This window comes from Bacillus sp. 01N45, assembly GCF_056399205.1.
On sequence record NZ_JBFTQW010000002.1, the window covers coordinates 25867 to 52218 of the forward strand.

General features: G+C 34.5%; 27 protein-coding genes and 1 pseudogene. 21 read left to right on the top strand and 7 right to left on the bottom strand.

Annotation, left to right across the window (positions count from 1 at the left end):
* Positions 1-589 precede the first annotated feature (589 nt).
* Positions 590-1855 (top strand): Y-family DNA polymerase, encoded by a 1266-nt coding sequence (locus AC1DMU_RS04295; RefSeq protein ID WP_088063897.1) that lies wholly within the window; start codon positions 590-592, stop codon positions 1853-1855.
* Positions 1852-2193, top strand: a complete 342-nt coding sequence (locus AC1DMU_RS04300) for a YolD-like family protein (RefSeq protein ID WP_088122525.1) — start codon at positions 1852-1854, stop codon at positions 2191-2193. The genes AC1DMU_RS04295 and AC1DMU_RS04300 overlap by 4 nt, the downstream gene beginning before the upstream one ends.
* A 247-nt stretch (positions 2194-2440) precedes the next feature.
* On the opposite strand, the gene AC1DMU_RS04305 is transcribed toward AC1DMU_RS04300, so the two are convergent.
* Positions 2441-3574, bottom strand: coding sequence for a zinc-dependent alcohol dehydrogenase (locus AC1DMU_RS04305; protein ID WP_088610457.1), 1134 nt, complete (start codon positions 3572-3574; stop codon positions 2441-2443).
* A 229-nt stretch (positions 3575-3803) separates the two neighbouring features.
* On the opposite strand from AC1DMU_RS04305, the gene sasP reads away from it, so the two are divergent.
* Positions 3804-4016, top strand: coding sequence for a small acid-soluble spore protein, SasP family (gene sasP, locus AC1DMU_RS04310; protein ID WP_046959866.1), 213 nt, complete (start codon positions 3804-3806; stop codon positions 4014-4016).
* 281 nt (positions 4017-4297) lie between these two features.
* The gene (locus AC1DMU_RS04315; protein ID WP_215559083.1) at positions 4298-4813 is read left to right on the top strand and encodes a DUF3231 family protein; all 516 of its coding nucleotides are present in this window, start codon (positions 4298-4300) and stop codon (positions 4811-4813) included.
* A gap of 35 nt (positions 4814-4848) precedes the next feature.
* Here the strand turns inward: AC1DMU_RS04315 and AC1DMU_RS04320 are convergent, their stop codons facing one another.
* Together AC1DMU_RS04320 and AC1DMU_RS04325 are read right to left on the bottom strand one after the other, a co-directional pair.
* Positions 4849-5325 (bottom strand): YndM family protein, encoded by a 477-nt coding sequence (locus tag AC1DMU_RS04320; RefSeq protein WP_142293610.1) that lies wholly within the window; start codon positions 5323-5325, stop codon positions 4849-4851.
* Between the two features lie 293 nt (positions 5326-5618).
* Positions 5619-6476, bottom strand: a complete 858-nt coding sequence (locus tag AC1DMU_RS04325; protein WP_215558928.1) for an MBL fold metallo-hydrolase — start codon at positions 6474-6476, stop codon at positions 5619-5621.
* A gap of 207 nt (positions 6477-6683) precedes the next feature.
* Between AC1DMU_RS04325 and AC1DMU_RS04330 the strand changes: the two are divergent.
* A pseudogene (locus AC1DMU_RS04330) lies at positions 6684-6818 on the top strand (YolD-like family protein); the annotation flags it as partial.
* A 120-nt stretch (positions 6819-6938) separates the two neighbouring features.
* Positions 6939-9545, top strand: coding sequence for a phosphoenolpyruvate synthase (gene ppsA, locus AC1DMU_RS04335; RefSeq protein WP_215558927.1), 2607 nt, complete (start codon positions 6939-6941; stop codon positions 9543-9545).
* A gap of 55 nt (positions 9546-9600) precedes the next feature.
* Here the strand turns inward: ppsA and AC1DMU_RS04340 are convergent, their stop codons facing one another.
* Positions 9601-10218 carry a TetR/AcrR family transcriptional regulator gene (locus tag AC1DMU_RS04340; RefSeq protein ID WP_088063894.1) on the bottom strand — a complete coding sequence of 206 codons (618 nt, stop codon included), beginning with the start codon at positions 10216-10218 and terminating at the stop codon, positions 9601-9603.
* Positions 10219-10350: 132 nt separating this feature from the next.
* Between AC1DMU_RS04340 and AC1DMU_RS04345 the strand changes: the two genes are divergently transcribed.
* The 9 genes from AC1DMU_RS04345 to AC1DMU_RS04385 all read left to right on the top strand — a co-directional run bounded on the left by AC1DMU_RS04345 (position 10351) and on the right by AC1DMU_RS04385 (position 19072).
* A complete protein-coding gene (locus AC1DMU_RS04345; protein WP_106382936.1) occupies positions 10351-11571 on the top strand; it encodes a YhgE/Pip domain-containing protein in 1221 nt (406 codons plus the stop codon).
* Positions 11572-11761: 190 nt separating this feature from the next.
* Positions 11762-12196 carry a ferritin-like domain-containing protein gene (locus AC1DMU_RS04350; RefSeq protein WP_088063892.1) on the top strand — a complete coding sequence of 145 codons (435 nt, stop codon included), beginning with the start codon at positions 11762-11764 and terminating at the stop codon, positions 12194-12196.
* 233 nt (positions 12197-12429) lie between these two features.
* Positions 12430-12894 carry a DUF2691 family protein gene (locus tag AC1DMU_RS04355; RefSeq protein ID WP_088063891.1) on the top strand — a complete coding sequence of 155 codons (465 nt, stop codon included), beginning with the start codon at positions 12430-12432 and terminating at the stop codon, positions 12892-12894.
* A gap of 23 nt (positions 12895-12917) precedes the next feature.
* On the top strand, positions 12918-13430 hold the full coding sequence (locus tag AC1DMU_RS04360) for a GNAT family N-acetyltransferase (RefSeq protein ID WP_088063890.1): 513 nt from the start codon (positions 12918-12920) through the stop codon (positions 13428-13430).
* Positions 13431-13434: 4 nt separating this feature from the next.
* Positions 13435-14313, top strand: a complete 879-nt coding sequence (locus AC1DMU_RS04365) for an aminoglycoside phosphotransferase family protein (protein WP_088063889.1) — start codon at positions 13435-13437, stop codon at positions 14311-14313.
* Positions 14314-14425: 112 nt separating this feature from the next.
* A complete protein-coding gene (locus AC1DMU_RS04370) occupies positions 14426-15754 on the top strand; it encodes a YjiH family protein (protein WP_088063888.1) in 1329 nt (442 codons plus the stop codon).
* Positions 15755-16220: 466 nt separating this feature from the next.
* The gene (locus tag AC1DMU_RS04375) at positions 16221-16808 is read left to right on the top strand and encodes a GNAT family N-acetyltransferase (RefSeq protein ID WP_088063887.1); all 588 of its coding nucleotides are present in this window, start codon (positions 16221-16223) and stop codon (positions 16806-16808) included.
* A gap of 329 nt (positions 16809-17137) precedes the next feature.
* On the top strand, positions 17138-17770 hold the full coding sequence (locus AC1DMU_RS04380; RefSeq protein WP_060487279.1) for a YdcF family protein: 633 nt from the start codon (positions 17138-17140) through the stop codon (positions 17768-17770).
* A gap of 153 nt (positions 17771-17923) precedes the next feature.
* Complete coding sequence (locus AC1DMU_RS04385) at positions 17924-19072, top strand: acyl-CoA dehydrogenase family protein (protein WP_088063886.1); 1149 nt, start codon at positions 17924-17926, stop codon at positions 19070-19072.
* Between the two features lie 137 nt (positions 19073-19209).
* Here AC1DMU_RS04385 and AC1DMU_RS04390 read toward each other — a convergent pair whose 3' ends face one another.
* Positions 19210-19569 carry a nuclear transport factor 2 family protein gene (locus tag AC1DMU_RS04390; protein WP_000716630.1) on the bottom strand — a complete coding sequence of 120 codons (360 nt, stop codon included), beginning with the start codon at positions 19567-19569 and terminating at the stop codon, positions 19210-19212.
* A gap of 139 nt (positions 19570-19708) precedes the next feature.
* On the bottom strand, positions 19709-20179 hold the full coding sequence (locus tag AC1DMU_RS04395) for a DinB family protein (protein ID WP_088063885.1): 471 nt from the start codon (positions 20177-20179) through the stop codon (positions 19709-19711).
* Positions 20180-20248: 69 nt separating this feature from the next.
* On the opposite strand from AC1DMU_RS04395, the gene AC1DMU_RS04400 reads away from it, so the two are divergent.
* The 5 genes from AC1DMU_RS04400 to AC1DMU_RS04420 all read left to right on the top strand — a co-directional run bounded on the left by AC1DMU_RS04400 (position 20249) and on the right by AC1DMU_RS04420 (position 24707).
* Positions 20249-20977, top strand: a complete 729-nt coding sequence (locus AC1DMU_RS04400; RefSeq protein WP_088063884.1) for an ArsR/SmtB family transcription factor — start codon at positions 20249-20251, stop codon at positions 20975-20977.
* A gap of 219 nt (positions 20978-21196) precedes the next feature.
* The gene (locus AC1DMU_RS04405) at positions 21197-22342 is read left to right on the top strand and encodes a stage II sporulation protein P (protein WP_088063883.1); all 1146 of its coding nucleotides are present in this window, start codon (positions 21197-21199) and stop codon (positions 22340-22342) included.
* Positions 22343-22567: 225 nt separating this feature from the next.
* On the top strand, positions 22568-23245 hold the full coding sequence (locus AC1DMU_RS04410) for a copper homeostasis protein CutC (protein WP_060487274.1): 678 nt from the start codon (positions 22568-22570) through the stop codon (positions 23243-23245).
* A gap of 23 nt (positions 23246-23268) precedes the next feature.
* Entirely contained in the window at positions 23269-23820 is a 552-nt protein-coding gene (lepB, locus tag AC1DMU_RS04415; protein ID WP_088063882.1) for a signal peptidase I, read from the top strand.
* A 161-nt stretch (positions 23821-23981) separates the two neighbouring features.
* A complete protein-coding gene (locus tag AC1DMU_RS04420) occupies positions 23982-24707 on the top strand; it encodes an alpha/beta fold hydrolase (protein ID WP_088063881.1) in 726 nt (241 codons plus the stop codon).
* Between the two features lie 219 nt (positions 24708-24926).
* On the opposite strand, the gene AC1DMU_RS04425 is transcribed toward AC1DMU_RS04420, so the two are convergent.
* Positions 24927-25340: a hypothetical protein gene (locus AC1DMU_RS04425; RefSeq protein WP_088063880.1), complete on the bottom strand. Its 414-nt coding sequence runs from the start codon at positions 25338-25340 to the stop codon at positions 24927-24929.
* A 252-nt stretch (positions 25341-25592) separates the two neighbouring features.
* Here AC1DMU_RS04425 and AC1DMU_RS04430 point away from each other — a divergent pair, with 252 nt between their 5' ends.
* Positions 25593-26345 carry an IclR family transcriptional regulator gene (locus tag AC1DMU_RS04430; RefSeq protein WP_088063879.1) on the top strand — a complete coding sequence of 251 codons (753 nt, stop codon included), beginning with the start codon at positions 25593-25595 and terminating at the stop codon, positions 26343-26345.
* The last annotated feature ends 7 nt before the right edge of the window (positions 26346-26352 follow it).

Here is a 26352-nt window from a genome sequence, read left to right on the forward strand (position 1 = left end):
GATTTTAATGTATCCAATGTTTATTTTAAAAGAAATACACGCGATATTACTTGGATATTCAGGATTTCATTGAAGATGATTCGTGTATCCGGGTTAATAAATTTATGATTCATGATAGTCCGTTCGAGATATTGTTATAAAAAATCGATAAAGTATGCAATTATACGCTATTAGTTTATGTAGGTTAGATAAATATGTGTCTAAATTTGAATGATAAAACTAGAAAACAACGTTGAGAAAATAACCAATAATAATTTATTTTCTATAAACAAGCACTGCTAAATAGTACTCTTTTTCGAAATAAGTCTTTCTTATATAAGTATATTGCTTTTAAATACAGGATTAAGTTTGAATACTAAAAAACGGGTTCTAAAATACCGTATCTATTCACGAAGAATCTAGTTGTTTCTTCTTGTATCTATTTACATTTTTCAGTATAGAAAAAATATAGAGGTGAATTCCTTGATTTTTTCTTGAAAAATGTTCATGCACGGTTATTTCAACCAAAATTTTCATGAAAATACCTTTAAAAAGAACGTTAGTTCGTATATAATAAGAACGAATGTTCTTTTTGTTAGGAGTGATAACCTTGTATGATTATTCTCTTTTACCGAATCGTATTATTCTTTGTGTAGATCTTCGTAGCTTTTATGCAAGTGTGTCATGTATTAAAAAAGGACTTGATCCACGATATACGAAATTGGCTGTCGTAGGGGATGTAAACCGGAGTGGATCAATTGTATTAGCAGCAACACCGCCATTAAAAGCGTTAGGAATAAAGAAGATGGCTAGAATGTACGAAATACCGAATCGGTCAGATATTATTATTGTGAATCCGATTATGCATACATATATGAAGTGTTCAACTTACATAACCGGTTTAGCTTTACAGTATGTTGCGCCGGAAGATTTCCATCAATATAGTATTGATGAGTTTTTTATGGACATGACCGCAAGTATTCATTTGTTTGCGAGTAATCCGTACGAGTTTGCATTAAAGTTCAAGCGAGAAATATATGAACGTACACGGATTGAAAGTACGATTGGTATTGGGCCGAATTTATTATTGAGTAAAGTAGCGATGGATGTGGAAGCGAAAAAGAATAAAGATGGAATAGCGTATTGGACGTATGACGATATACCCGAGAAGTTATGGAATATTAGACCACTCAGTAAATTTTGGGGTATATCGTATAAAACGGAAATGAAATTGAACCGAAAAGGTATACATACGATTGGGGATTTAGCGCAGTATCCATTGAAGTATTTAAAACAATCGTTTGGTGTAATAGGAGAAGAATTACACTTGCATAGTAACGGGATTGATTTTAGCAGAATAGCAGAGAAATATGTTCCAGCGACAACATCTATAGCGAAAAGCCAAATATTATTTCGTGATTATTCGATAGAAGAGTTCATCGTTATTTTATTAGAGCATGTAGAAGAAGTTTGTTACAGATTGAGAAGCGAAAAGAAATACGCACAAACGATTCATTTTTCAGTCGGATATAGTAAGGAATATGGAGGAGGAATAAAAAAAGCACATACGTTAAATAGAGCAACAAATTTAACGATGGATATTTACAATGTTTGTACATATTTTTTATACGAGCGGCATACAGGAGAGCCGATTCGATCGATAAGTCTTTCCTTAACAAATTTAATACATGAAGGAGAAGAGCAAATTTCGCTTTTCGATAACATTATACAAAGAGAAAAAGAAATGAGATTAACGAAGGTTATGGACGAAATTCGAACACGATTTGGTAAGAACAGTATATTACGTGGAATTTCCTACACAAGCGTCGCAACAGCAAGATATAGAAACACATTATTAGGAGGGCACAAATCGTGAAGAATGCTAATATGCCAAAAGGAAGAGGCATGGTAAAATGGCAACCGTTTGCTAGTATGCCAGAGCAGTTTATCTGTATTAAAGACATGATACAGGAGCAAACAAAAATCCCGCGTCCAATCTTAACGCAAGATGCAAAAGAAAGGATTGAAAATAAGCTGTTAATTTCATATTTAGGTGAAGAAGAGGTTTTACTTACATATTATAAAGATGGCTATCTATATAAAAATTACATAACAGTAGCTGATATAAATCCATTAAATAAGACGATTACTTGTACCGATGCTTTTCGTAATCAAAGAATGTTTAAGTTTGGTGATGTAATGGAAGTGGACTAAAGTGTAACTGGAATCCATATAAAGGTTTATGGCCAACCATGAATAAATAGTTGGCCATAATGATCTTAAAGATCCATATCTTTTAATCCGGGACTATGCTTATTTGACATTTGTTACTTAATACTTTAATGATTTTTTTACCAATTGATTGCTACCTTAAAATACAATTTTTTTGGAAATAACTATTTTTGATATGAGATGAAAATGGGGGTAATAGCTACTTAGAATTTAATAAAAAATTGTATCTTCAAGGTTTCAAAATGACTTTTATACAATCATCTTCACGATTATTAAAAATTTGATAACCGTAGCTCGCTTCTTCAAGGGGAATTTTGTGTGTAATAATCTCCTTTGGATCGAATTCTTTGTTTGTTATTTTTTCAAATAGTTCTGGCATAAAATGAATAACAGGTGCTTGTCCCATTTTAAGATTAATATTTCTAACCCAAAATGCCCCGAGTGGAAAAGCATTATAATTGCCGCCATAAACACCCGTCATTTGAACCGTTCCGTATTTTCTTACGGCTTTCGTAGCAATTTGAATAGGCCCGAGAGTTCCACCTTGTAATTTCAATTTTTGTTCCAGGAATTCTAGTGGCGATTTCTTCCCATCCATGCCCACGCAATCAATGACTACATCGGCACCGCCATGTGTGATTTCCTTTAAATGTTCTCCCATATCAGGAAATTTTGTAAACTCAAATACCTCAACGTTGTTAATCTTTTTTGCATAATGTATCCGATAATCTAAGTAATCGACTGCGATTACGCGCTTAGCACCTTGCATCCAAGCAAATTTTTGTGTCATTAATCCAACAGGTCCACAACCTAGGACGATAACAGTATCACCTGGCTTAACACCTGCGTTTATTACACTCCAATAGGCTGTTGGCAAAACATCGGATAAAAACAGTAGAGATTCATCTTCAAGTTCGCATGATTCTGGTATAACAAATGGAGTGAAATTTCCGAAAGGAACTTTTAAATATTCTGCTTGTCCGCCTGGATGGTTACCAAATTTCTCTGTATAACCAAAGTATCCACCAGAATCATAATGAGGATTGGAGTTATCACATTGGCTTTCCATTTCATGTTGGCAATAAAAACAATGTCCACAAGCAACGTTAAAGGGAATAACAACACGATCTCCTTTTTTTACTTTCGTAACATCTGGCCCAACTTCTTCAACAATGCCCATTGGCTCATGACCGATAATATACCCTTCAGGTAACGGCATGTTCCCTTGATATAAATGTAAATCAGAACCGCAAATAGCGGTTGAAGTAATTTTTACAATAATATCATCTTTTTTCTCTAACTTTGCATCATCAACTTGTTTAACTTGTACTTGGTTTGGTCCTTGATAGGTTACAGCTTTCATCACATATCTCCTTAGGAATCATTTTTCATAATTTATATGTATCTCTTGGCAAAACAGAAATCTATACATAGTGTTGTTATGAAAGTACGTTATAGCAACTCTTCTTTCTTATATCTTTTGCCCTATTTTAAGAAGAAACTCAATATTTATTCATAATCTAATTCCCACAAAAAGGATAATTATTATTTCATAATTTGTAGCATATTAAAAAAATCGGAGGTGAAACGATATGACAAACAATAATAGTGGAAGTCGTAATGAATTGTTAGTTCGAGGTGCTGAACAGGCTCTTGATCAAATGAAATATGAAATTGCACAAGAGTTTGGTGTACAACTTGGTGCAGATACAACAGCTCGTTCAAACGGATCTGTTGGTGGTGAAATTACAAAACGTTTAGTAGCAATGGCTGAACAACAACTTGGTGGTAGAGCTAACCGCTAAGTAAATTGAAATACAATGTAGCAGATATGTAAATCAATTTCTTTTGTATATGTATAAAAATAAAAACCCTTATAGTAAATGGATTCTCACTCAAAGATTATTGATAATCTTTGAGTATTTTATTTGTAAACTACTTTCCTAAACAATAAACACGCGGTGTTGGAAAGGTGTTTTCCATGCATAGTAGAAAATCTTTTGCAGGAAAAAGCATACTTAAAAATTTGATTTCAATATTGAAATCAATATTTATTATGATATTTTCGAAAGCGAGGAATTTAAAAATGGGTATATTAAGTGGAAATCCTCAAAATGAACCGTTACATTACGGAGAAGTATTTGATATTTGGAGTTATCTTCTCGCTGCACAAGGTGCAATTGCAAGCCATCAAGTATTTATGAATCACACAGGTGACGAAGATTTGAAGAAGTTTTTAGAAAGCTTAATTGAAAATAATATGAACTCGGAAATAGAAGAGTTAAAAACTCTTTTAAAGGTTAATGGCGTAGCTTTACCTCCTGCTCCTCCAGAACGACCAGTTGCATCTATCGAAGATATTCCTCCAGGAGCGCGTATTAATGATGCTGAAATAGCAGCAGCTGTTGCTACAGGATTAGCAGCTGGACTTGTGACATGTAGTCAAGTGATGGGAAAATGTCTTCGAGAAGATGTAGGGATGCTATTCGGACAATTTCATATGAAAAAAGCGCAAGCAGGTGTAACTTTGCTGCGTTTAAGTAAGAAAAAAGGGTGGGTAGTTCCACCTCCGTTACATGTAAGAAATTTTGATCAAGCTTAAGAAACAAAAATAAAAAAGTGGCATTGGCCACTTTTTTATTTTTTAGATGTATCCTCAACTTTGGATTTATTTATTGTAGAAGAATCCATATATTCATCTGACATTTCCATAGCATATTTATCATGATGAATATGATTGTGATTTCTTAATTCATCGTCGTTACGCAGTACTAATCTCTTCATATAAATATGAAAGAAAACCTCTATTCCGCCAATAATTAATGCGGCAATAAATGAAGACAGGCCAATATTACGAGTAGCATCTAAATTCGTAAATAAGGATGTTAGTAGCCAAATGCCGAAGAAGCTTAAGCCGAAATCTGCCATTGTAGCAATCATATTTCCGTATTTAGGTAAAATGAAGAGATCGCCGATTAAATAGGCAGCTCCTGTTAGGAAAAGAGAAATGAGTAATACTCTAGGAATTGAAATGCCTTGAAAGATACCGAGTACCATTAGTAATACTGCAGTTATCGCTGTGTATTTAATTAATAAAGCAACAATATGTTTCATCATTTTCCTCCATTGTTTAAACGTATATGGAATAAAATATTTCACAAAAAACGGGTTATGCTATATAGCGTAACCCGTTTTAATCACCCTTTAATGGTAAGAAGTACAACCTGGGTAAAAAGCAGGCTTATACTACGTATAGTATTTGCGGAGTATCAAGTTTTATTCACAAGGTGTAGTTCCATTCTTATAATAGAGATGTTGCCTAAGTACATTGTTTTTATATTAAACTTAATAATTTTTTCTGTTTTGATTTTGTTTCTTAAATATAAGAAGAAAAAGTATTTTTATGTTTAATGTATCTTTTTGTCTACATATTTTCCATAATCGGGTACAGCGATTTTATCAAATTCTTGAACGAGTGTTTTGAGGCTTGTTGATAGCAATTCACCGGACATTGGTATCCCATGTCCAGTAATAGCGACCAGAGGCTTTACTTTTTCTAATTTAATGACTGATTCTTTAGCGGCTTTCCAGTCTGTTGTTAAATAACGAGGGGGGCCGCTTATTTCCTGTTCCTGAGTAAATACTTTATATAGATATTCCTGTTTCACTGTAACAAAAGCATCCCCAGCAATTAAAGTTCGGTCTTTTTCTCGGAATAATGAAATATGCCCAGGAGTATGCCCTGGTGTATGAATCCATCTAAACTCTGGCATATGGGGAACAGTTCCATCGGTAGGTAGTACTTTTACGCTATTTCCTAAATCAATCGGTTCATTAGGGAACAGGGGAGACATTTTGGCTACCATACCACCTTCAACTGTTGGATCTGGTTCAGGATAGCTTTGTTGTCCAGTCAAGAACGGTATCTCCAGTTGATGGGCATAAACTGGAACATCCCAATACTTAATGAGTTCAATTATTCCTCCAACATGATCAAAATGCCCATGAGTTAAAATAATTGCTTTTGGGCGGCTATTTGTACCAAATCGCTTCTCAGTAACGGAGATAATTTCATTTGCACATTTAGGCATTCCAGCATCAACTAAAACAAAATCATTGGTATGCGGATTTCCAACAAAACATATGTTGACGATTTGAATCGTGTAACAAAATAAATCAGGCAATACTTCAAGGCCATGACCACTTTCAATTGAAGTTGCTGGAATAAACTTGTAATCACTTCCATAATTCATTTCCTTGTTCACCTTTTATCCCCCTTAATATGTTTCAATACGACATTATAGTTCCCTAATTTCTCGAATCCATTTTGGGACATTTGAAAAAAGAATTAGTGGGGGATTACAAAAAAAAAAATTAAGTCCTAGAATTAAGGTGGAGACATATGAATTTATATAATAGTTTCTACAATTTTTTTTGAGGAGGGTGATGAGTTAATAAAATATTTATCTTAATATTTTAATGTGTATTTATATAAAAATTACATAACAGTAGCTGATATAAATCCATTAAATAAGACGATTACTTGTACCGATGCTTTTCGTAATCAAAGAATGTTTAAGTTTGGTGATGTAGTTGAAGTGAATTAGAGGGGGGAATATCTCTTCCTAACTTAATTATATCATGTAAATCAAGTTCGAAATAGACTGTTTATTCGTATTTACTACTGCTACAATCAAGAACACATGCATAGTAAGGAGAGATGGTAAATGAGTTCTTTCGTTCTCGATTTTCAGGAAATAGAAAACACGCAGCTTGCACTCGTTGGTGGAAAAGGATTGAATTTAGGGGAGTTATCAAGCGTTCAAGGGATACAAGTGCCAGAAGGATTTTGTGTTACAACGGTAGGATATGAAAAGGCCATCGAGCAAAATGACGAGCTTCAAACTTTGTTGCAGCAGCTAACAAAGTTGAAAATGGAAGAGCGAGCCCAAATTGGTGGAATTAGTAAGAAGATTAGAGAAGTCATTATGGCAGTAGAAATCCCTTCTGAAGTAGTGGAAGCGGTAGCTCAATATCTCTCACGTTTTGGAAACGAACATGCTTATGCCGTGCGTTCTAGTGCTACGGCTGAAGATTTACCGTATGCCTCATTTGCTGGTCAACAAGATACGTATTTAAATATTATCGGTAAAGAAGCGATTTTGCAGCATGTAAGAAAGTGCTGGGCTTCTTTATTTACAGAGCGAGCAGTTATGTACCGCATGCAAAATGATTTTGAACATAATCAAGTTTCTATATGTGTTGTCGTTCAAAAAATGGTTTTCCCTGAGGCTTCGGGAATTTTATTTACTGCTGATCCGGTTACTTCTAACCGAAAGGTAGTATCAATTGATGCCAGTTTTGGACTTGGTGAGGCATTAGTATCAGGACTGGTCTCTGCCGATAATTATAAAGTAAAAGAAGGCGAAATTACCGGAAAGATGATAGCAACTAAAAAATTAGCTATTTATGCTTTAAAAGAGGGCGGAACGGAGACGAAACAGATTGATCCGGCTCAGCAAAAAATTCAAACATTGTCTGAACAACAAATTTTACAACTAGCACAGATTGGAAGACAGATTGAAGCTTATTTTGGTTGTCCGCAAGATATTGAATGGTGTTTAGTGGATGATACATTTTATATTGTCCAAAGTCGCCCCATTACGACTTTATATCCAATTCCTGAAGAAAATGATGGGGGAAATCATGTGTATATATCAGTTGGCCATCAACAAATGATGACCGATGCGATGAAACCGCTTGGGTTATCTTTTTTCCTGTTAACGACTAATGCTCCTATGCGTAAAGCGGGAGGACGGCTGTTTGTGGATGCTACGCAACAATTAGCTTCACCTGCTAGCAGAGATTATTTAATAAACACTTTAGGAAAATCAGATCCACTCGTAAGAGATGCATTAACAACTATAATCGAGCGAGATAATTTTATTACATTGTTGCCGGATGATGAAAAAGAAAAGAGTGTTAGTAAAAGTAAGCAACCTGCAAATTCGCAACCAGAAATCGAAAATGATCCGGCAATCGTTACGAATTTAATACAGAATAGTGAAGCATCAATCGAAGAGTTAAAACGAAACATGCACATGAAATCAGGGGTGGATGTACTTAATTTTATTTTGGAAGACATCCAGCAATTAAAGAAAGTATTATTTAATCCGCAAAGTATCGCTGTCATTATGGCTGGTATGAATGCTTCAACATGGATGAATGAAAAGATGGAGCACTGGCTAGGCGAAAAGAATGCAGCAGACACACTTTCTCAATCGGTACAAAACAATATTACGTCTGAAATGGGGCTAGCATTACTGGACGTTGCTGATGTGATTCGGCCGTACCAAGAAGTTATTACGTATTTACAACATGTAGAAAACGATAACTTTTTAGATGAAATAGTTCAGTTTAAAGGTGGAGAAGAAGCCCGAGATGCCATTCTAACTTTTCTAAATAAATACGGAATGAGATGTAGTGGAGAAATTGACATTACGAAAACACGCTGGAGTGAAAAGCCAACTACAATTATCCCGATGATTTTAAATAATATAAGAGACTTTGAAGCGGGTGCTAGTAAACGGAAGTTTGAAGAAGGGCTGCAAGAAGCTTTGAAAAAAGAAGAAGAGTTAGTAAATCGATTGCAGCACTTGCCGAACGGAAAGCAAAAAGTAGAAGAGATGAAGCGGATGGTTCGTAATATCCGTAATTTTATCGGTTATCGTGAATATCCAAAATACGGCATGATTAATCGTTATTTCATATATAAGCAGGCATTATTGAAAGAAGCTGAGCAACTTGTGCAGAGCAGCGTCATTCGTGAGGTCGATGATATATACTATTTAACTTTCGAAGAACTTCACGAAGTTGTTCGCACGAATAAACTAGATTACGAGCTGATACAAAAACAAAAAAATGATTACAAATTATATAAAAAACTAACGCCTCCTCGTATCATGACGTCTGATGGAGAAATCATTACAGGCAAATATAAACGAGAAAACCTCCCAGCTGATGCGATTGTAGGCCTGCCTGTTTCTTCAGGCGTGATTGAGGGAAGAGCTCGCGTTATTTTAAACATGGAAGAAGCGAATTTAGAAGAAGGAGATATATTAGTTACTGCTTTTACTGACCCTGGCTGGACACCATTGTTTGTGTCTATAAAAGGGTTAGTCACTGAAGTTGGCGGACTTATGACTCACGGGGCAGTGATTGCACGTGAATATGGATTACCAGCAGTCGTCGGGGTAGAGAATGCTACGAAACGAATAAAAGATGGGCAACGAATTCGGGTACATGGGACTGAAGGGTATATTGAAGTGTTGTAATGAAATAAAAGATCATCCGCTATTATAGTGGATGATCTTTTATTATATAGCTGACTTATTTTTTTAAGCCAGCCGCATAAAAAGGTCCATGAACTGCGATTGTTGATAAAATACGAGCAATTTCCTCAGGTGTTTCTTTTTGCCCGTTATTTAACCATTGCTGAATGACACCTATATGAGCAGATGCCATATATGAAGTTAAGTATTGGCTTGGGACAAGTAAATTCTCCTTATTAATGAGAGCACCATTCGTATCTTCAAATAGTGTTTTCCACATAAAGTCTTTCAGTTTTGTTTGGAAAGATAAATCTCCTTTTGGGCTTAATACTGCTTTCATAAAATCACTATTTTCATTTAGAAATTCAAGAATAGAAGTAATAAGTATAAACGGCATTGTTGGGGAAGGGTTTGACCCAAGATCAGCAATAACTTCAGGCAATCTCTGTTTGGCAATGCTAGAAAACTCATACATAATTTCTTCTTGGCATTTCGTCATTAAATCAAATTTATCTTGATAATGTGCATAGAAAGTACCGCGATTTATGTTTGCTTTCGTTGTAATATCTTTCACTGTAATGGCGTCAAAACCTTTTTCCTCAATTAACTCAACCAATGCGTTTCGTATGGCAGTTTTCGTACGAATAACACGTAAATCTAAATTACTATCGCGCAAAGCATGTCCCTCCTTAATTTTTCTCAACACTTTTCAAGAATGTGTCTTATAACCGACACATTCACGATTTTTGATTATTGTATAAGGTTCAACTCGAACATATAATTCAAAATATAAATAAACAACACGTTGTTGGTTATTATAAATCAAACTATAGGAGGAGAAAAGAAAATGTTTAAAAATAAACTTTTATATGTATCACCAGTTATTGCACTACTTGTTGTTTTTATTTTTTCATTAACGTTATTTCCAACCGTTCAACCACAGCCGAAAAATTTGCCAATCGCAATTGTAAATGAGGATCAAGGAGTAGAAATTCCGAATCAACCGAAGATGAATATGGGGCAAACGATTGTTGATAATATGAAAAAGACATCAAAATCAGATGAAGAACCTGCGGTGAAGTGGGTAGAAGTGAAAAATAAAGAAGCAGTTCAAAAAGGCTTAAATAATCAAGAATATTACGCAGCATTAGTTATTCCAAAAGACTTTAGCACAAAACAAGCATCATTACGAACACCACAGCCATCTTCGCCAGAGGTAGAAATATTCATAAATCAAGGAATGAATACAGCAGCTTCAACTATGGCGGGGCAAATGTTAAATGTGATCGTTGATAATATGAACAATACTGTTCGTACACAACTATTAGAAGGATTGAAAGCAAAAGGAGCTACATTAACAGCAGACCAAGTTTCAAATGTAATAACACCTATTGCAAAGAAAGTGAAAAATGTGAATGAAATCGGCAAAAATAGTGCGAACGGTAACTCGCCGATGTCTTTATTCCAGCCGTTATGGATTGCAAGTTTAGCGAGCGCAGCAATTATTTTTATTGCGATAAGTAAAATGCGAGTAGGTACAAGAAAAGAAAACTTCGTATTAAAACTAAAACAAATAATAACAGGGGCTGTCGTGGCACTTGTAATTGGATTTGGCCTCACATGGATCGCGGATGGTATGGTAGGTTTAAATATTTCGAATTTCACGGATACGGCACTGTTTTTATCAATTACGTCCTTTAGCTTCTTCTTAATGATATCAGCGGTACTTTCATTAGTTGGACTAAAAGGAATTGGTGTATTCGCACTCTTACTTTTCTTTGGGGCACCGTTATTATCGTTAGCACCTGAAATGTTGTCGCCATTTTATCAAGACTGGGTGTACGCATGGTTGCCAATGCGATTTATGATTGAAGGACTTAGAGAAATATTCTTCTTTGGAAAAGGGTTAAGCTGGAGTACACCCCTTACTGTGCTCGTTTGGATTGGCGTAGTAAGTATGGTTATTATTTTAGCGACTGCTTTCAAACGTAGTGTAGTAAAGGGACAAAAAACGGAATTAAACGCATAAAAGCAAAAAACGTTTCACTAGGAGTGAAGCGTTTTTTGCTTTTTATTAACTTATCGGGAAATCAAGAAGGATAGGTTTTTCTATATTTTAAAGGGAATAGAAGAGTTCGGATTTGCAGTTCCTTTTTGTATACATGCTCCTGCTATTTCAAATTGCATAAAATGTTATGTGAAATAATGGAGGGGATACGATGTATAATTCGAATGATTATGATTGGTATAGGCAAAATGATAAGTTGATTCGTGATATTGAGAAAGCAATTAATGGAGAGTTTAGTGCTATAAATTGCTATGCGAAATTAGCCAACATGGCTCCAAATGCGGCGGAACGAAATCAAATTCTTGAAATTCGTAACGATGAAATAAAGCATTTTCATCATTTTGTACAAATCTATACAAATTTAAGTGGTCAGCAGCCGAAACCACAAATTACAGAAGAATGTCCAAATACGTACTTACAAGGATTAGAATTCGCAATACAAGATGAACAGAAGACAGTAGATTTTTACTTGGAAATTTCAGATGAAGCATCGGATGCACATATGAAAGAGTTATTGCGCAGAATAGCTGCCGATGAACAAAATCATGCAGTGTGGTTTTTATATTATTTTGTGAAGACGAAGTGAGCATTAAGAATGAATGGCTGATGTGATGAATATATTAGAAATTATTTTAAAGCGCATTGCAACAATTGCATGAAAAACTTAAATATAAGCATAAAGAAACCGTTTCATAAGTAGTGGGACGGTTTTTTTCGCGGTGAAATACAAGTTACATAGATATCGACAAAATATAGTAATTGAATTTGGTATATAATGTATGAAATGAAAACGAAAATAAATAAGCTAGGAGCAAATAAATGAAAAGAGGAATTACAGTAGATATTCCAAATGAATATGATAATTTACTTTGGAAAGTGTTAAAGCCGATTGATATTTCTTCATATGATTGGTGGGTAGGTAGTGAGGAGTCATACTTAATAGCACGTGGTGGATTGGATGAGGCATTATTTCCAGAAGAACCAAGTATAGTGGAAGGATCAGATTTGAAAACATTATTTAAAGACAATATATATTATGTTATTTTTGCAGATTTAAAAGCGTATTCAAAAGGAGAGGAAGTAGTAGCTATTGAAACATATGAAGAATTTAAAGAGAGTAAGTGTGAATTAGTTTTACTAGTTGCGGATTGTACATACGTCACAATTTACGCTAAAGATCAAAAAAAGATTGAATTGATGTATGAAAACGCAAGGAATCAAGGTTATTATGTTGAATACGTTACAGATGAAAATGACGTTAGAACGCGATTATCAGTAGGGTAGTCATTTGAAAGGGGAACGGCAATATGGAGAGAAATACAGTTAAAGAATATACAATTCGAACTGCTATTGAAGAGGAAAGCGATAGCATTATTACTCTATTAAGAGAAGTAGCAGAGTGGTTACAACATAAAGAAGTAGATCAATGGCAGTATCTGTTAGGTGGAGAGGCTACGGTTGAAATACTAGAAGGGATAAGAGAGAAATATACATATGTGGTTATGAAAGAAGATGAAATAATCGGTACAGTTACAGTATCTCCTAAACAAAATGAATGGGACGAGCGTATTTTTGGTAAAGAGAATGTTTCCGATTCTTTATATATTCATAGATTTGCAGTGAAACGAAAGTATAAGGGGAATGGAATCGGAGAGTGGATTTTACAATGGATAGACGAGAATGTGCACTGTGACAAAGAGTTTTTGAAGCTAGATTGTGTGGGACATAATCGTACGTTGAATGATTTTTATAAGAGAAATGGTTTTGAATATGTTGGGAGTACAGAAGGACTTAGTAAGTTTCAAAAGAGGAGGGGATAAGTGGATGAATCAAATTCCTACTGATTTAGTTAAAAGGTTGATAGGAGAACAGTTTCCTAAATTGGCACATTTAGAAGTGAGACCTGTAAAGTTTAGTGGGCATGATAATAGAACGTTTCACTTAGGGGATGAGATGAGTGTAAGGTTGCCAAGTGATGCGGCATATGCACCACAAGTAGAGAAAGAAAATAAGTGGTTACCGATATTAAGTAAGGAGCTTTCTTTACCGATTTCTACACCAGTTGCGAAAGGTAATCCGTCTGAATCGTATCCATGGCCTTGGTCTATTAATAAATGGATAGAGGGCGAAACAGTTACGAAACAAAATATTCGTGACTTAAATGAATTTGCGGCGGACTTAGGTGCATTTTTAGTAGAATTGCAATCCATTGATGCGAGTAATGGACCGATAGCTGGAGCACATAATTTTTACCGAGGCGGGCTTATATCTGTATATGATGAAGAAGCGAGAGGTGCTATCGAGAATAATAAGGACGTTTTTGATGAAACAGTATTAAAGCATCTTTGGGATTTAGCACTTCAGTCAACATGGAAGCGTAAGCCAGTTTGGATTCATGGGGATGTTGCACCAGGAAATTTACTCGTTAAGGACGGAAAGCTTTGCGCCGTAATTGATTTTGGGATTTTAGGAGTAGGAGATCCTTCTTGTGATGCAGCGATGGCATGGACATTTTTTGATAAAAGTAGCAGAAACGTATTTAAAGGAGTATTGTGCATAGATGAAGAAACGTGGAATAGAGCGAGAGGATGGGCACTTTGGAAGGCGTTAATTACATATGATGCGAATAAGACTAGTAATAAAATAGTGGCAGAAGAATCGTATCGTGTTATTCAAGTTATTGTGGATGATTATGAGAGGTAGTAGAAAAAGCCTATTTTAAAATAGTTTTTTTCATATAATTAAATATTAGAAATCGAAAGAAGGAATGTAACGTTATTATACAGAATATTTAGATAATAGGAGGTGTCGAATTTTGAGTGAAATTGAATTAAAAAGGAATGTAATTAAGACAGGGAGTGAGAAGAGGATCATTCTTCGGTTTATACTCGCTAGTCTAGTTGGGGTGTTTATGTTTTTCGTACCAGTTACGATAAATGGTGCTTCGTCCATTATGATTGATCATATCGTATCATGGATCAGGACTTCGGTTCCGAGCGTCGTACCTTATTACGCACTACTCGTTATGATAATGGGTGCAATTTATCCGTTTTATACAAAAAAATGGAATGCATCTATCGTAGACATTTGTTTTTCTAGTTTAAAAGTAGTTGGTGTTGTCTTTGGTGTATTATATTGCTTGAAAGTAGGACCAGCTTGGTTCTTTGCACCAGATGTAGGGCCGTTTTTGTATGAAAAACTAGTAATATCGGTAAGTTTACTCGTGCCAATTGGTTCGGCTTTTTTAGCGTTATTAGTCGGGTACGGATTACTAGAATTTATCGGTACGTTTTGTCGTCCGATTATGAGACCGTTATGGAAAACACCTGGACGATCAGCAATTGATGCGGTTGCATCCTTTGTGGGGAGTTATTCGTTGGCTTTATTAATTACGAATCGCGTGTATAAAGAAGGGAAGTATACGACAAAAGAAGCAGCTATTATCGCTACAGGTTTTTCTACAGTATCCGCAACATTTATGATCATCATCGCAAAAACATTAGACATTATGCATTTATGGAATGTTTATTTTTGGACTACTCTCGTTGTAACATTTATCGTAACTGCTATCACCGTAAGAATCCCACCACTTAGTAGAAAACCAGATACATATGTAACAGAAGAAGGGTTTCCAGAACCTGTTTATAAAGAGAAAATGTTAGAACGTGCTTGGGAAGATGCGTTAGAAGTATCAAAGTCTGCACCGAGTATTATGAAAAATATCGCAGTGAATTTAAAAGATGGATTTATTATGACAATGGGAATTTTACCATCCATTATGTCAGTAGGATTAATTGGTATCGTCTTAGCGAAATTCACGCCAATATTTGATTGGATCAGTTATATTTTCTATCCATTTACATGGCTATTACAATTACCAGAAGCAGAACTAGCTGCTAAAGCGGCATCCGTTGGTATTGCGGAAATGTTTTTACCTTCTCTTTTAGTTGTAAGTGCACCACTTGTGACAAAGTTTGTCATTGCGGTTGTTTCGGTATCATCTATATTGTTCTTCTCAGCTTCCATTCCTTGTATTTTATCGACAGACATTCCGTTAAAAGTATCGGAACTTATTATTCTCTATGTACAAAGAACGATATTAACGTTACTTATTATTACGCCGATTGCTTATTTGTTACTTTAAAGTTTTAAAAAGATAAATCTCTAACAAAAGAAGCCTTCTGTAAAAGGAAGGCTTCTTTTGTTTAAAATCGGGGTATTCCCACATCACTATCATGCTAAGAAAATCAAATATCCTAAAATGTGAAAATATACTATTTTCTGTTTTTTTTGATGTTTTTATTTATTTTTTGAATATGACGTCATGCTTCTTAAGAAGATTCCTAGTCCTGCAAAAAAGAAACCTAAGCATAATAAGCTGCCTGGTGTTCCCCAAGTAATTTGATCTAGCATTTTCATCCCCTCCCATTTATCATTATATAGCATTTATTGGGAATTATCAAAATTTTCCTTTTTAAAGGTTAGTGATGAGCTTGCCCGCCTTATACGAGAAGAATATATTTGAAAAGGAATTGTTTTAAATACATTCTATTATTCTTATAAAACGTTTTCTTTTCATATGATATAGTAACAACAAAGGGGGCTTTCAAATGGAAATAATTCACGAAAGAGCAAAGTTACGGATAATAGATAGTGATGATGTCGAAACTTTGTTTTCGATTGTAGAAGGAAATCGGGATATTTGGGCGTATTTAATTTCTAAAATGGATAGTGCGCAAGATATGCAGCAATATGTGCAAAAAGCGATACAGGGTTATGGAAATGGTACTCAAATACCTTTTGTTGTAGTGGATCAACAGACGAATACGATTGTAGGAAGTACACGTTTATATAATATTTCAGTAGAAGATAAAACAGTAGAGTTAGGGCAGACTTGGTATCATCCAAGTGTGCAACGTACGAGTATAAATACAGAGTGTAAGTATATGCTTCTTCACTATGCTTTTGAAAAATTGCATATGCTGAGAGTACAAATTAAGACGGATGCAAGAAATGAAAAAGCACAACGAGCAATTGAACGTTTAGGAGCAGTTAAAGAAGGTGTGCTTAGAAATGAAAGAAAATTACCAAGTGGTCATGTGAGAGATGCAGTTGTGTATAGTATTATTGCAAGCGAATGGCCAATAGTGAAAGCTCGTTTATTGGAAAAATTAGAATTGTATAAAGAAAAGTTATAATTCGTGTTTTGAAAGGTATATTATTCGTAATACATGAAAAATATACCTTTTTTCTTACAAAATGCTACTTTATTTTAATTACTTTTGTTTCATCGTTCCCTTCTGAGAAAAAATTCGTTACAATGTAGTTGTATGGTAATAAACTTATGAATTTAAAACATGTAATGAAAACCGCAAATGAAAATGAATTGATAATCCTCAATTTTAAATGAAAACCCTTTTATATATAAATAACAAGTAAAGTTCCTTCTTTTAAATAAACTCAAACAAAACGATTTGATATAAATGTTTTTTATAGAAGTATGGATGATGTACGGAGGCAATTACAAATGAAAGAAAATAAGAAAAGTAAGAAAAGACGAATCTTTCAAGTATTTTTACTAATGATTTGTTCTGCTATTTTATATGTAAGTTATGCAGCTTACGATATTTGGAGCTATCGTTTTAAAACAGATGATAGTATGAAAACGGATGCTGGTATCGTACTAGGAGCGGCTTCTTGGAATGGAAAACCATCCCCTGTATTTAAAGAAAGAATTAATCATGCGATTTCTTTATATAAGAACGGAAACATTAAAAAGATTATTTTTACGGGTGGTACAAAGTTCGAGGCAGAACTTGAGGAAGCGCGTACTGCAAGAGTATATGCAATGAAACAAGGTGTAAAAGAGGAAGATATTTTAATTGAAACAAAATCCCTTTTCACAGAAGAAAACTTAAAGAATGCGAAGGAAGTTGGAATAGAGAACGGAATACGCACATACACGATTGTAAGTGATCCACTTCATATGAAACGCGCAATGAGAATCGCAAAACATATTAATATTGAAGCGTATGCTTCACCAACGCCGACATCAGCATATAAAACGTTAGACACAGAAATACCATTCTTCTTTAAAGAATTATTCTCGTACATTGGATATGTAACCTCTTTGCCGTTAAAGGCATTGAAGGGAGACTAATATAAGAAAAGAACCTATTTTAAATGGGAACTTTTCTTATTGGTCAAAAACATTGTATTTTTATCGGAATAGTGAAACAATAGAGAGGTAGCTTCATATAATCATAATGAAAAAGTGAGCGGTTGATGAATCGAACATAAAGGAGATTATAGTATGGCACTCTCATTTGTTGAAACAGAAGAACAATCTTTCATTATTGAACAAATAAATAAATTGATTCCGAAGTTCATGGAAAGAGAGCATCAACTAAGTGAATTAGGATCATTTCCGTATGAAAATATAAGTGATTTGAAAGATATCGGATATACGAAATTAACGTTACCGAAGGAATTTGGTGGTAGTGCGATTTCTTTATATGACTTTGTTTTATTTCAAGAGAAAATCGCGGAAGGCTGCGGAGCTACTGCGTTATCGATTGGCTGGCATATTGGCATTGTGAAAGAGCTAGCGGAAAATCACTCTTGGAATGATGAGATGTTCAAATGGTTTTGCGAAGAAGTACGTAACGGTGCACTCTTTAATCGGGCAGCAACAGAACCAAAAACAGGGAGTCCGACGCGTGGTGGTAAGCCAGAAACAATAGCGGTTCAACAAGGTGAGAAGTGGATTATAAATGGAAGAAAAACTTTTACAACGATGGCGCCAATACTTGATTATTTTATTATTTCAGCGAGTATTGAAGGTCGAGAAGAAGTTGGAGAGTTTGTCATTCCGAGAAATACGCTCGGTGTATCCATTGAAGAAACGTGGGATAGCGTTGCGATGCGAGGGACTGCTAGTCATGACCTTGTCTTACAAAATGTAGAGATAGAAAATCGCTTTTTTACAGATGTAAAGGGCGGGAAAGTGAAACAAAAGGGTATTGGCTGGTTGCTACATATACCAGCATGTTATTTAGGAATTGCACAATCAGCAAGAAATTATGCAGTTCAGTTTGCGGGATCATACAAGCCAAATAGTTTAAATCATTCTATTAGTTTATTGCCGAATGTTAGAAGATTAGTTGGAGAATTAGAACTTGAGCTTATGCAAGCTCGCGTCTTTTTATATCAAATTGCGAAAAAGTACGATGAGGCAGAGGATAAACTATCATTGCAAGCCGAACTAGCAGCAGTGAAATATGCTGTAACAAATGCGGCAATATCTATTGTAGATAAAGCAATGCGCATCGTAGGAGCAAAAAGTTTATCAGAAAAAAATCCGCTTCATCGTTACTATTTAAACGTCAGAGCAGGATTGCACAATCCGCCGATGGATGATGCAACACTATCTATGCTGGCGGATGCGGCGTTTCGGTCGTAGTAATTTTAAACTTGTATTTTATTGTTTATGAGTAATATAGTTGTTTTGAAAGCACGTGTTTGAGTAGTAATCAAACACGTGCTTTTTATGTGTACGACGTACCAAATTGAGATGTAGATTTTTAGTATAAATGGTTATCATGATTTTGTAAGTGTTCCTTGATGGAAAAACATTTGCCATTTTCCATCTATCAGTTTCCAAATGGAACTTCGCAAAGTATTCTGCATTCTAGTTTCATCTCTTACAAGATATGTCGCCAACACAGTATCCTTCGATAAAGGGTATATTTCAAAATTAGAAAGAGTCATTTCTCTCACACTAAGTCCGTCTCCACCAACAGAATCCTTCTTATACCAAACGTTTCCCGAACTTCCAAACTCAAAAAAGTCGTCTGCAAGTAATTTGTCCAGTTCTGCTGGATTTGTACGAGTTTTAGGTTCTAATAGTTTTTCCTCCAGTTCACATAAATGCTTTTTTAATTCAGAGTGCTTTTTCACGTGATCATCCCCATATATTAATTATCGTACAACAACTAAATTGCTCTTTTTAACTAACGGGAAGAATTTTGACTAGTTAGATAATTGGTTGCGTATTATTATAATGCCAGTTTGAAATCTTTGTAAACATTTGTTATATTTAATCCCAAATTAAAGGTCTTTCCAAGTTTATCATTCGTAAATATTGTAAAAATTGACCAGCATGGACCGCATCATGATAGGCAATTCGTAATAGCATGTCGCCTAAATATCTTTGATAGCCAACATCGCTTCGATCAATAAGGGTTGAATCTAGCTCAGCTATGCTTATGGATTGAACATACTCTATGAAGTCAGTAAAGTACGATTGTGCCAATTCAATTTCTTTTTTTACACAAGTAATTGGCTCGTCATCATACGGGAAATGTATATCATTTATTGAGCCGTTGTTTTTTAAAATCATATGATAATAAAAAGTTGAGCTCCATACATGACGAATCATCTCACCAAAGGACATAGCTTCATGATCAGGCTTCCAATTAAGAAAATTATCGGGAAGAGAATTCCATAATGTTTCTGAGCGCCTTCTCGTTTCTTTCAAATTTAATATACTAAGATCAATTGCATTCATAATACATTCTCCTTTACTATTAAACTTAAAATAATTGTATCAGTTTAATAGTTAGGGTATCATCGAAATATGAATGTATATCCGAATATCTCATATATAGCTAAACTAATTGCTGAACCTACAAGAGCAATTATCTTAGATTGTCTAATGAATAATCAGGCACTACCTGCTAGCGAATTGGCTTATATGGCAAAGGTGTCACATCCAACGATTAGTTCCCATCTTTCTAAATTAGTAGAGGGGAATCTACTTACAGTTGAACAACATGGTAGACATCGTTACTATCGACTTGCTAATCAAGAGGTAGCAGAAGTCCTTGAAAAGTTAGGAACAATTGCACCATCAGTCCAAGTTCGGTCTTTAAAACAATCGGATCAATTAAAACAAATTCGTTATGCTCGAACTTGCTATGATCATCTTGCAGGCAGACTCGGTGTAGAGATAACTGAAAAATTACTACATAGGGAATTTATAATTTTAAAGGAAGGAGAATACATTGTAACGGAACAAGGTAAGCAATGGTTTCTGAATTTTGGAATAAATATTGAAACGGCAGATATAAAGAGAAGGGTATTTGCAAAACCTTGTCTTGATTGGAGTGAACGACGCTACCATATTTCTGGTTGGTTAGGATCTGCGATAGCAAAACTATTTTTTGAACAGGAATGGATTACAAAAACGGATAAGAATAGAGCCGTCCATCTTACAAAAAAAGGTATGAAGTTATTGAAAGACCAATTAGGCATTGACATGGAAAATAAAAAAGTCCATCAAAATGCAGTGCCTCCTATCGAGTAAACAGTATTAAATAACCTGAGTTCTATATTTATATAGACTCAGGTTATTTGATTTGTTTTAAAATCTTTGATGATATTTGCATATGGCAACTTTAACCTCATTTGCTTTATGGAAAGAGGTTAAATGAAAACATAGTAGTTTGAGGCAGTTCTATTAAATTATTAATCATATTCATTGAAAATTAAGCGTAAGAATATAGTAAATGAAGGGAGATATAAAATGAATAAAATTAAACTGAAAGTATTAAATGTAAGATATGTAGTGATATGTATTTTATTCACTATTATATGTATCCTCACTTCATTCTTCATTTCTAGTAATTCCAGCGTATTTAAATCATTTTATATGAATCAGTTGTTAGGAACGAATTCTACTAAAGGTCTTATGTATATGATAGGAAGTGAAAATCGTTATTTTGCAGAAGAATTTCATAAAGAAAAAGGACGAGCGTCTTTGGAATCTTTTTTACTGTCACTTTCTACAAACATTAATGTAAATGATCTCCGAAGTTTATTAACTAGAGAACTTCCTAATATGAATCAATTTTATTCGGAAATATTAATTGCTGGGGAAGGAACAGATTATACGAACATTCCTGAAGAATCCAGTATTCCTTTAGATAACATTAAAGATAAAGGTACTGCTATTAAACACCCAAAGAGTGGGAAAGAAAACAATTCTACTGGTGAAAATTCAAATACACAAAATAACGGTGAAAATAAAGTTTTTATTTATCATACACATAGTTGGGAAGCGTTTATTCCTCTCATTCCAGGTGCTACGATACCCGATGATGCTTCCAGTACAAATAATGAAGTGAATATTACGTTTGTTGGAAACTATTTAAAACAAAAGTTAGAAGAAAAAGGAATAGCTGTTTCACATGATACGACAAATATGAGGGATTTTCTGCGAAATAAAAATTTAAATTGGGCCCAATCTTACAAAGGATCCCGTCAAATATTACAAGATAAATTAGCACAAGATAAAAATATTATGTTTCCAATGGACCTTCATAGAGACGATGCACGAAAAAATATTACAACAAAAAATATTAACGGAAAGAATTATGCTCGGCTTTATTTTATTTTAGGACGAGAAAATCCTAACTATGAAAAAAATAAAAAAATAGTAACGGCAATAAATTCATATTTAGATGAGAAGTATTACGGTTTAAGCCGAGGGATTTTTATTAAAGATCGTAAAAGCGGTAACGGAGTATATAATCAAGACCTTTCTCCAAATGCATTACTTATTGAAATGGGAGGGGTAGATAATACACCAGAAGAATTGTATGCGTCAGTTGACGCATTAGTAGAGGCATTTAGCCACTATTATAATGAAGTAACTAAGAAAAATAACTAAATGTATAGGGGAAACCTAGTATTTTTGTAAAATAAAAAGGAGTGACACCTAGTCAGAAGTTCTAGGGGTTACTCCTTTTTTAGTAGAATATAATATTAACAACGAAGGCAATCAATAAAAAAAATCTTTCTTTTTATTCTTCTTTTTACAGTTTTATAGGAGAATGCTATGTTTCTTATTTCAGCTACTGTATAATAAGAAAAAAGCACGAAAAGAGGTCATCTCATGCTAGAGGTTATTGCAACATGTTTAGAAGATGTGAAACGAATTGAACGAGCTGGCGGGAAGCGAATTGAATTAATTACATCTTATACAGAAGGCGGTTTAACGCCGAGTTATGCATTTATTAAAAAAGCGGTAGAAGCAGTACATATACCGATTCACGTTATGATTCGTCCGCATGCGAAGTCTTTTACATATACGGAAGAAGAAATTGAAATGATGAAGGAAGATATTATCATTGCGCAGAAGTTAGGTGCAGCTGGTGTTGTATTAGGTGTATTAAACGAACGAAATGAAGTGGATGAAGAGAAATTAGCGAATTTACTATCTGTTGTAGATGGAATAAATGTAACGTATCACCGAGCGATAGATGATATAGAGAATCCAGTAGAAGCGATGAAAACTTTAAAGAAGTTTCATAAAGTGACTCACGTTTTAACTTCAGGTGGACAAGGAAATATAGTAGAGAATATTCCGGTGCTTGCAGAAATGCAAAAGGTAAGCGGTGGTCAAATTCAGCTTGTAGTTGGAGCTGGTGTGACAAAAGAAAATATAAAGCAATTGCTAGATGAAACTGGAATTTCGCAAGCTCATGTCGGTACAGCGGTTAGAGAAGGGAAATCATGTTTTTCTGAAATTGATCCTAATTTAGTACAAGAATTAGTTCAAATCATACAATAAACAGTTAAGAAAGAGGAGAAACGATGAAGGAAAATACGAAGAAAGAATTATTCTCATGGGCTAAAACGATAGGATTTACTCTTGTATTAATTGCTATTATTCGCGGTGTTTTATTTACACCTTCATTAGTACAAGGTGAATCGATGATGCCTACTTTAGAAAATAACGAACGAGTTCTTGTGAATAAGATTGGTTATAGTATAAGTGGATTAGATCGCTTTGATATTATCGTCTTCCACGGAAAAGAAGGATACGATTTAGTAAAACGAGTGATTGGTTTACCAGGCGATACAGTGGAGTATAAAAACGATGTTTTATATGTAAACGGAACAGCGATGGAAGAACCATATTTAAAAGAGTTTAAAGAAAAAGCAGCAGGCCGTGTATTAACTCCAGACTTTACGTTAGAACAAATCACTGGAAAAACGAAAGTGCCAGAAGGCCAAGTGTTTGTTTTAGGAGATAATCGTGAAGTTTCGAAAGACGGTCGAATGTTCGGATTTATTTCAGAAGATGAAATTGTCGGAAAAGGCCAAGCTGTTTTCTGGCCGTTGAAACAAGTAAGAGCGCTATAAAGAAGTATGAAATATAATACCCTATAGAATAGACACCCGAAAAAAATCTATTTTATAGGGTGTTTTTTGTATAATAAATCAATTGAAAATAAAAGACTATTAAGAAGCAAGCAAGAAAAGGTTTGTCTCCTTGATCATATATATTACGAGTAGGTGATTTTGTGGAAAAAGAAAGGAAATATGCTATTATGGCAGATGGCAGTCAAATTTATTACGAGAAAAGCGGACGAGGTTTTCCACTATTTTTGTTACATGGGAATAGTGGCAGCGGGAAATATTTCTCTAAGCAGGTGCCTGAATTGGAAAAGTATTTTCAAATATTCTTAGTCGATAGCCGTGGGCATGGGCGTTCGACTAACGTCTCCAAAAATTTAAACTTCCCACTAATGGTCGATGATTTGAAAACAATAATGCTTTTAGAAAACATTCGGAAAGCAGACTTTCTCGGGTTTAGCGATGGAGCCAACTTAGCAATGATGTTTACTACTTCGTATCCCGAATACGTTCATCGACTCGTTTTAAATGCAGGAAACACAAAAACAAGTGGAGTTCGTTTTTTATTGTTAGCAGCTATTTATGCATTGTATAGTTTTGTTTTCATTCCGTCCTTATTTAGTAAGAAAATACAGCAGAAACTATCCATTCTCAGTTTGTTACTCCATGATATTGGTGTCTCAAAATTAGATTTAAAACAAATAAGTTGCCCGACTTTAATATTGGTTGGGGAGCATGACATTATAAAACGCAAACATTCCATATACTTAGCAAAGACAATTCCAAATGCTTCATTTGTCTCAGTTTCTGGACAGGGACATACATTTGCACGAAAAAATCCCCAACAATTCAACCAAGAAATTTTAAAGTTTTTGAAAGAAAAGTCAAGTTGAGGACTGAAAAATTTACTCAGACGTTAACTGTATATAAAGTTGAAAAGATACTTAAAGATGGTCAGTACAAGCCTAGATTTATTCTAGAATATTTGTAAGTAAACTAGAGGTAACAGATCTTGTCATGAAAGAAGCGAAAAAGTATACTGACAAATTAAATGGAATTTAAAAAAGATGACTTCTGGGAATACAGAAATCATCTTTTTTTGTCCTACTTATTTAAATGTTAGGTTTTGCTATAACTTGAACTTTTGAAAGAGAACCATCATTATTTCTAAATTTTATTTTGTATTCACCTTCAGGAAGCCAATCACTCCAATTTATATTAAATTCATTGATTGCTTGTTCCCCAGTTTTTAAAGTTCCGTCAATCATCCAAGAACCTTTAGCGTTATATAAAGTGTAACTAAAAGGAGAATCGCCTATATTTTTTACAAAAAGGCTTAATTCATCACCGTGAGAGTAGTTAAAGCCAGAAATACTTGATCCGAAAAAATGAATTTCTTCGTTCGCTATTTTATGATATTGGGCAACTGTAGCGGTTGCATGAGTATCTTCATTCGTCGCCAATGTTACATTATAACCTATACAAAAAGATAACATAATAGCAGGAATTACTAGCAACTTTTTCAAAAGAAACACTCCTTATATGTTGTTTTACATATATCATGATAATTGAAATATGTTGGATATGTAATAGTTTGATGTGAAAATTTACAAATGCATTTAATTATTTACGTTTTTTAAACTACTGACAAATATATCGGTTCATAGGCTTGAAAAAAATATTGATAGAATTGAAAGAATATTTTATAATTTTAAATTATATGTTTGTTTCGAAAAACGGAATTTAAGTTCCGAAATTCGGAACAAGAGGGAGATAGAATGAGTATAAATAAAACGGCAGTTAAGACAATGGATATTTTAGAGTTGTTTTATGAGCATGAAGAGCTAAGTTTAACAGATATGGTTCAGCTTACGAGTATGCCGAAAACATCTGTTTATCGTTTAATTGGCTCGTTAGAAGAAATGGAGTTTTTACAAAAAAATGAGAAGGGGAAGTATCGTCTAGGAGTCGTTTTTTTACGGTTCGGTCAACTTGTTTCACAAAGATTATCCGTAAGAAATATTGCGATTCCATATATGAAAGAGCTTAGAAATAGTTTAGGACAGGCAGTTAATTTAATTATTCAAGATGGTCATGATGCGATTTATGTGGAAAAGATGGAAGGTGCTCAGCCTGTACGCGTGTATACAGCTGTTGGAAGAAGAGCGCCACTTTATGCTGGTGCATGTCCGAGAATTTTACTTTCGTATTTCTCTGAGGAAGAGCAACGGAAATACGTAGAGGAAACGGATTTAAAACAGTTTGCAGATGGAACAATCGTGGATAAGAAACAATTGCTAGAAGTGTTACAAGTGGCGAAAAAGGAAGGACATACAATTAGCTACTCTGAGTTAGAAAATCATACAGCGGCTATAGCAGCGCCCATTTTCGCAAGCGATGGAACAGTTGTAGCAGGTATTAGTATTTCGGGATTAGCAATTGAGTATAACGAAAGTAACATTGCATATTTTATTGCGAAGGTGAAAGAAACAGCACATCGAATTTCGAAAGAACTCGGCTTTTTGGCATAGAAAGAGG

What these genes read in the sequence shown, in the direction of transcription:
- AC1DMU_RS04305 (WP_088610457.1), bottom strand. Translation starts at nt 3,574, where the DNA reads ATGAAAGCTGTAACCTATCAAGGACCAAACCAAGTACAAGTTAAACAA.
- sasP (WP_046959866.1), top strand. Translation starts at nt 3,804, where the DNA reads ATGACAAACAATAATAGTGGAAGTCGTAATGAATTGTTAGTTCGAGGT.
- AC1DMU_RS04315 (WP_215559083.1), top strand. Translation starts at nt 4,298, where the DNA reads ATGGGTATATTAAGTGGAAATCCTCAAAATGAACCGTTACATTACGGA.
- AC1DMU_RS04320 (WP_142293610.1), bottom strand. Translation starts at nt 5,325, where the DNA reads ATGAAACATATTGTTGCTTTATTAATTAAATACACAGCGATAACTGCA.
- ppsA (WP_215558927.1), top strand. Translation starts at nt 6,939, where the DNA reads ATGAGTTCTTTCGTTCTCGATTTTCAGGAAATAGAAAACACGCAGCTT.
- AC1DMU_RS04350 (WP_088063892.1), top strand. Translation starts at nt 11,762, where the DNA reads ATGTATAATTCGAATGATTATGATTGGTATAGGCAAAATGATAAGTTG.
- AC1DMU_RS04355 (WP_088063891.1), top strand. Translation starts at nt 12,430, where the DNA reads ATGAAAAGAGGAATTACAGTAGATATTCCAAATGAATATGATAATTTA.
- AC1DMU_RS04360 (WP_088063890.1), top strand. Translation starts at nt 12,918, where the DNA reads ATGGAGAGAAATACAGTTAAAGAATATACAATTCGAACTGCTATTGAA.
- AC1DMU_RS04365 (WP_088063889.1), top strand. Translation starts at nt 13,435, where the DNA reads ATGAATCAAATTCCTACTGATTTAGTTAAAAGGTTGATAGGAGAACAG.
- AC1DMU_RS04375 (WP_088063887.1), top strand. Translation starts at nt 16,221, where the DNA reads ATGGAAATAATTCACGAAAGAGCAAAGTTACGGATAATAGATAGTGAT.
- AC1DMU_RS04380 (WP_060487279.1), top strand. Translation starts at nt 17,138, where the DNA reads ATGAAAGAAAATAAGAAAAGTAAGAAAAGACGAATCTTTCAAGTATTT.
- AC1DMU_RS04385 (WP_088063886.1), top strand. Translation starts at nt 17,924, where the DNA reads ATGGCACTCTCATTTGTTGAAACAGAAGAACAATCTTTCATTATTGAA.
- AC1DMU_RS04395 (WP_088063885.1), bottom strand. Translation starts at nt 20,179, where the DNA reads ATGAATGCAATTGATCTTAGTATATTAAATTTGAAAGAAACGAGAAGG.
- AC1DMU_RS04400 (WP_088063884.1), top strand. Translation starts at nt 20,249, where the DNA reads ATGAATGTATATCCGAATATCTCATATATAGCTAAACTAATTGCTGAA.
- AC1DMU_RS04405 (WP_088063883.1), top strand. Translation starts at nt 21,197, where the DNA reads ATGAATAAAATTAAACTGAAAGTATTAAATGTAAGATATGTAGTGATA.
- AC1DMU_RS04410 (WP_060487274.1), top strand. Translation starts at nt 22,568, where the DNA reads ATGCTAGAGGTTATTGCAACATGTTTAGAAGATGTGAAACGAATTGAA.
- lepB (WP_088063882.1), top strand. Translation starts at nt 23,269, where the DNA reads ATGAAGGAAAATACGAAGAAAGAATTATTCTCATGGGCTAAAACGATA.
- AC1DMU_RS04430 (WP_088063879.1), top strand. Translation starts at nt 25,593, where the DNA reads ATGAGTATAAATAAAACGGCAGTTAAGACAATGGATATTTTAGAGTTG.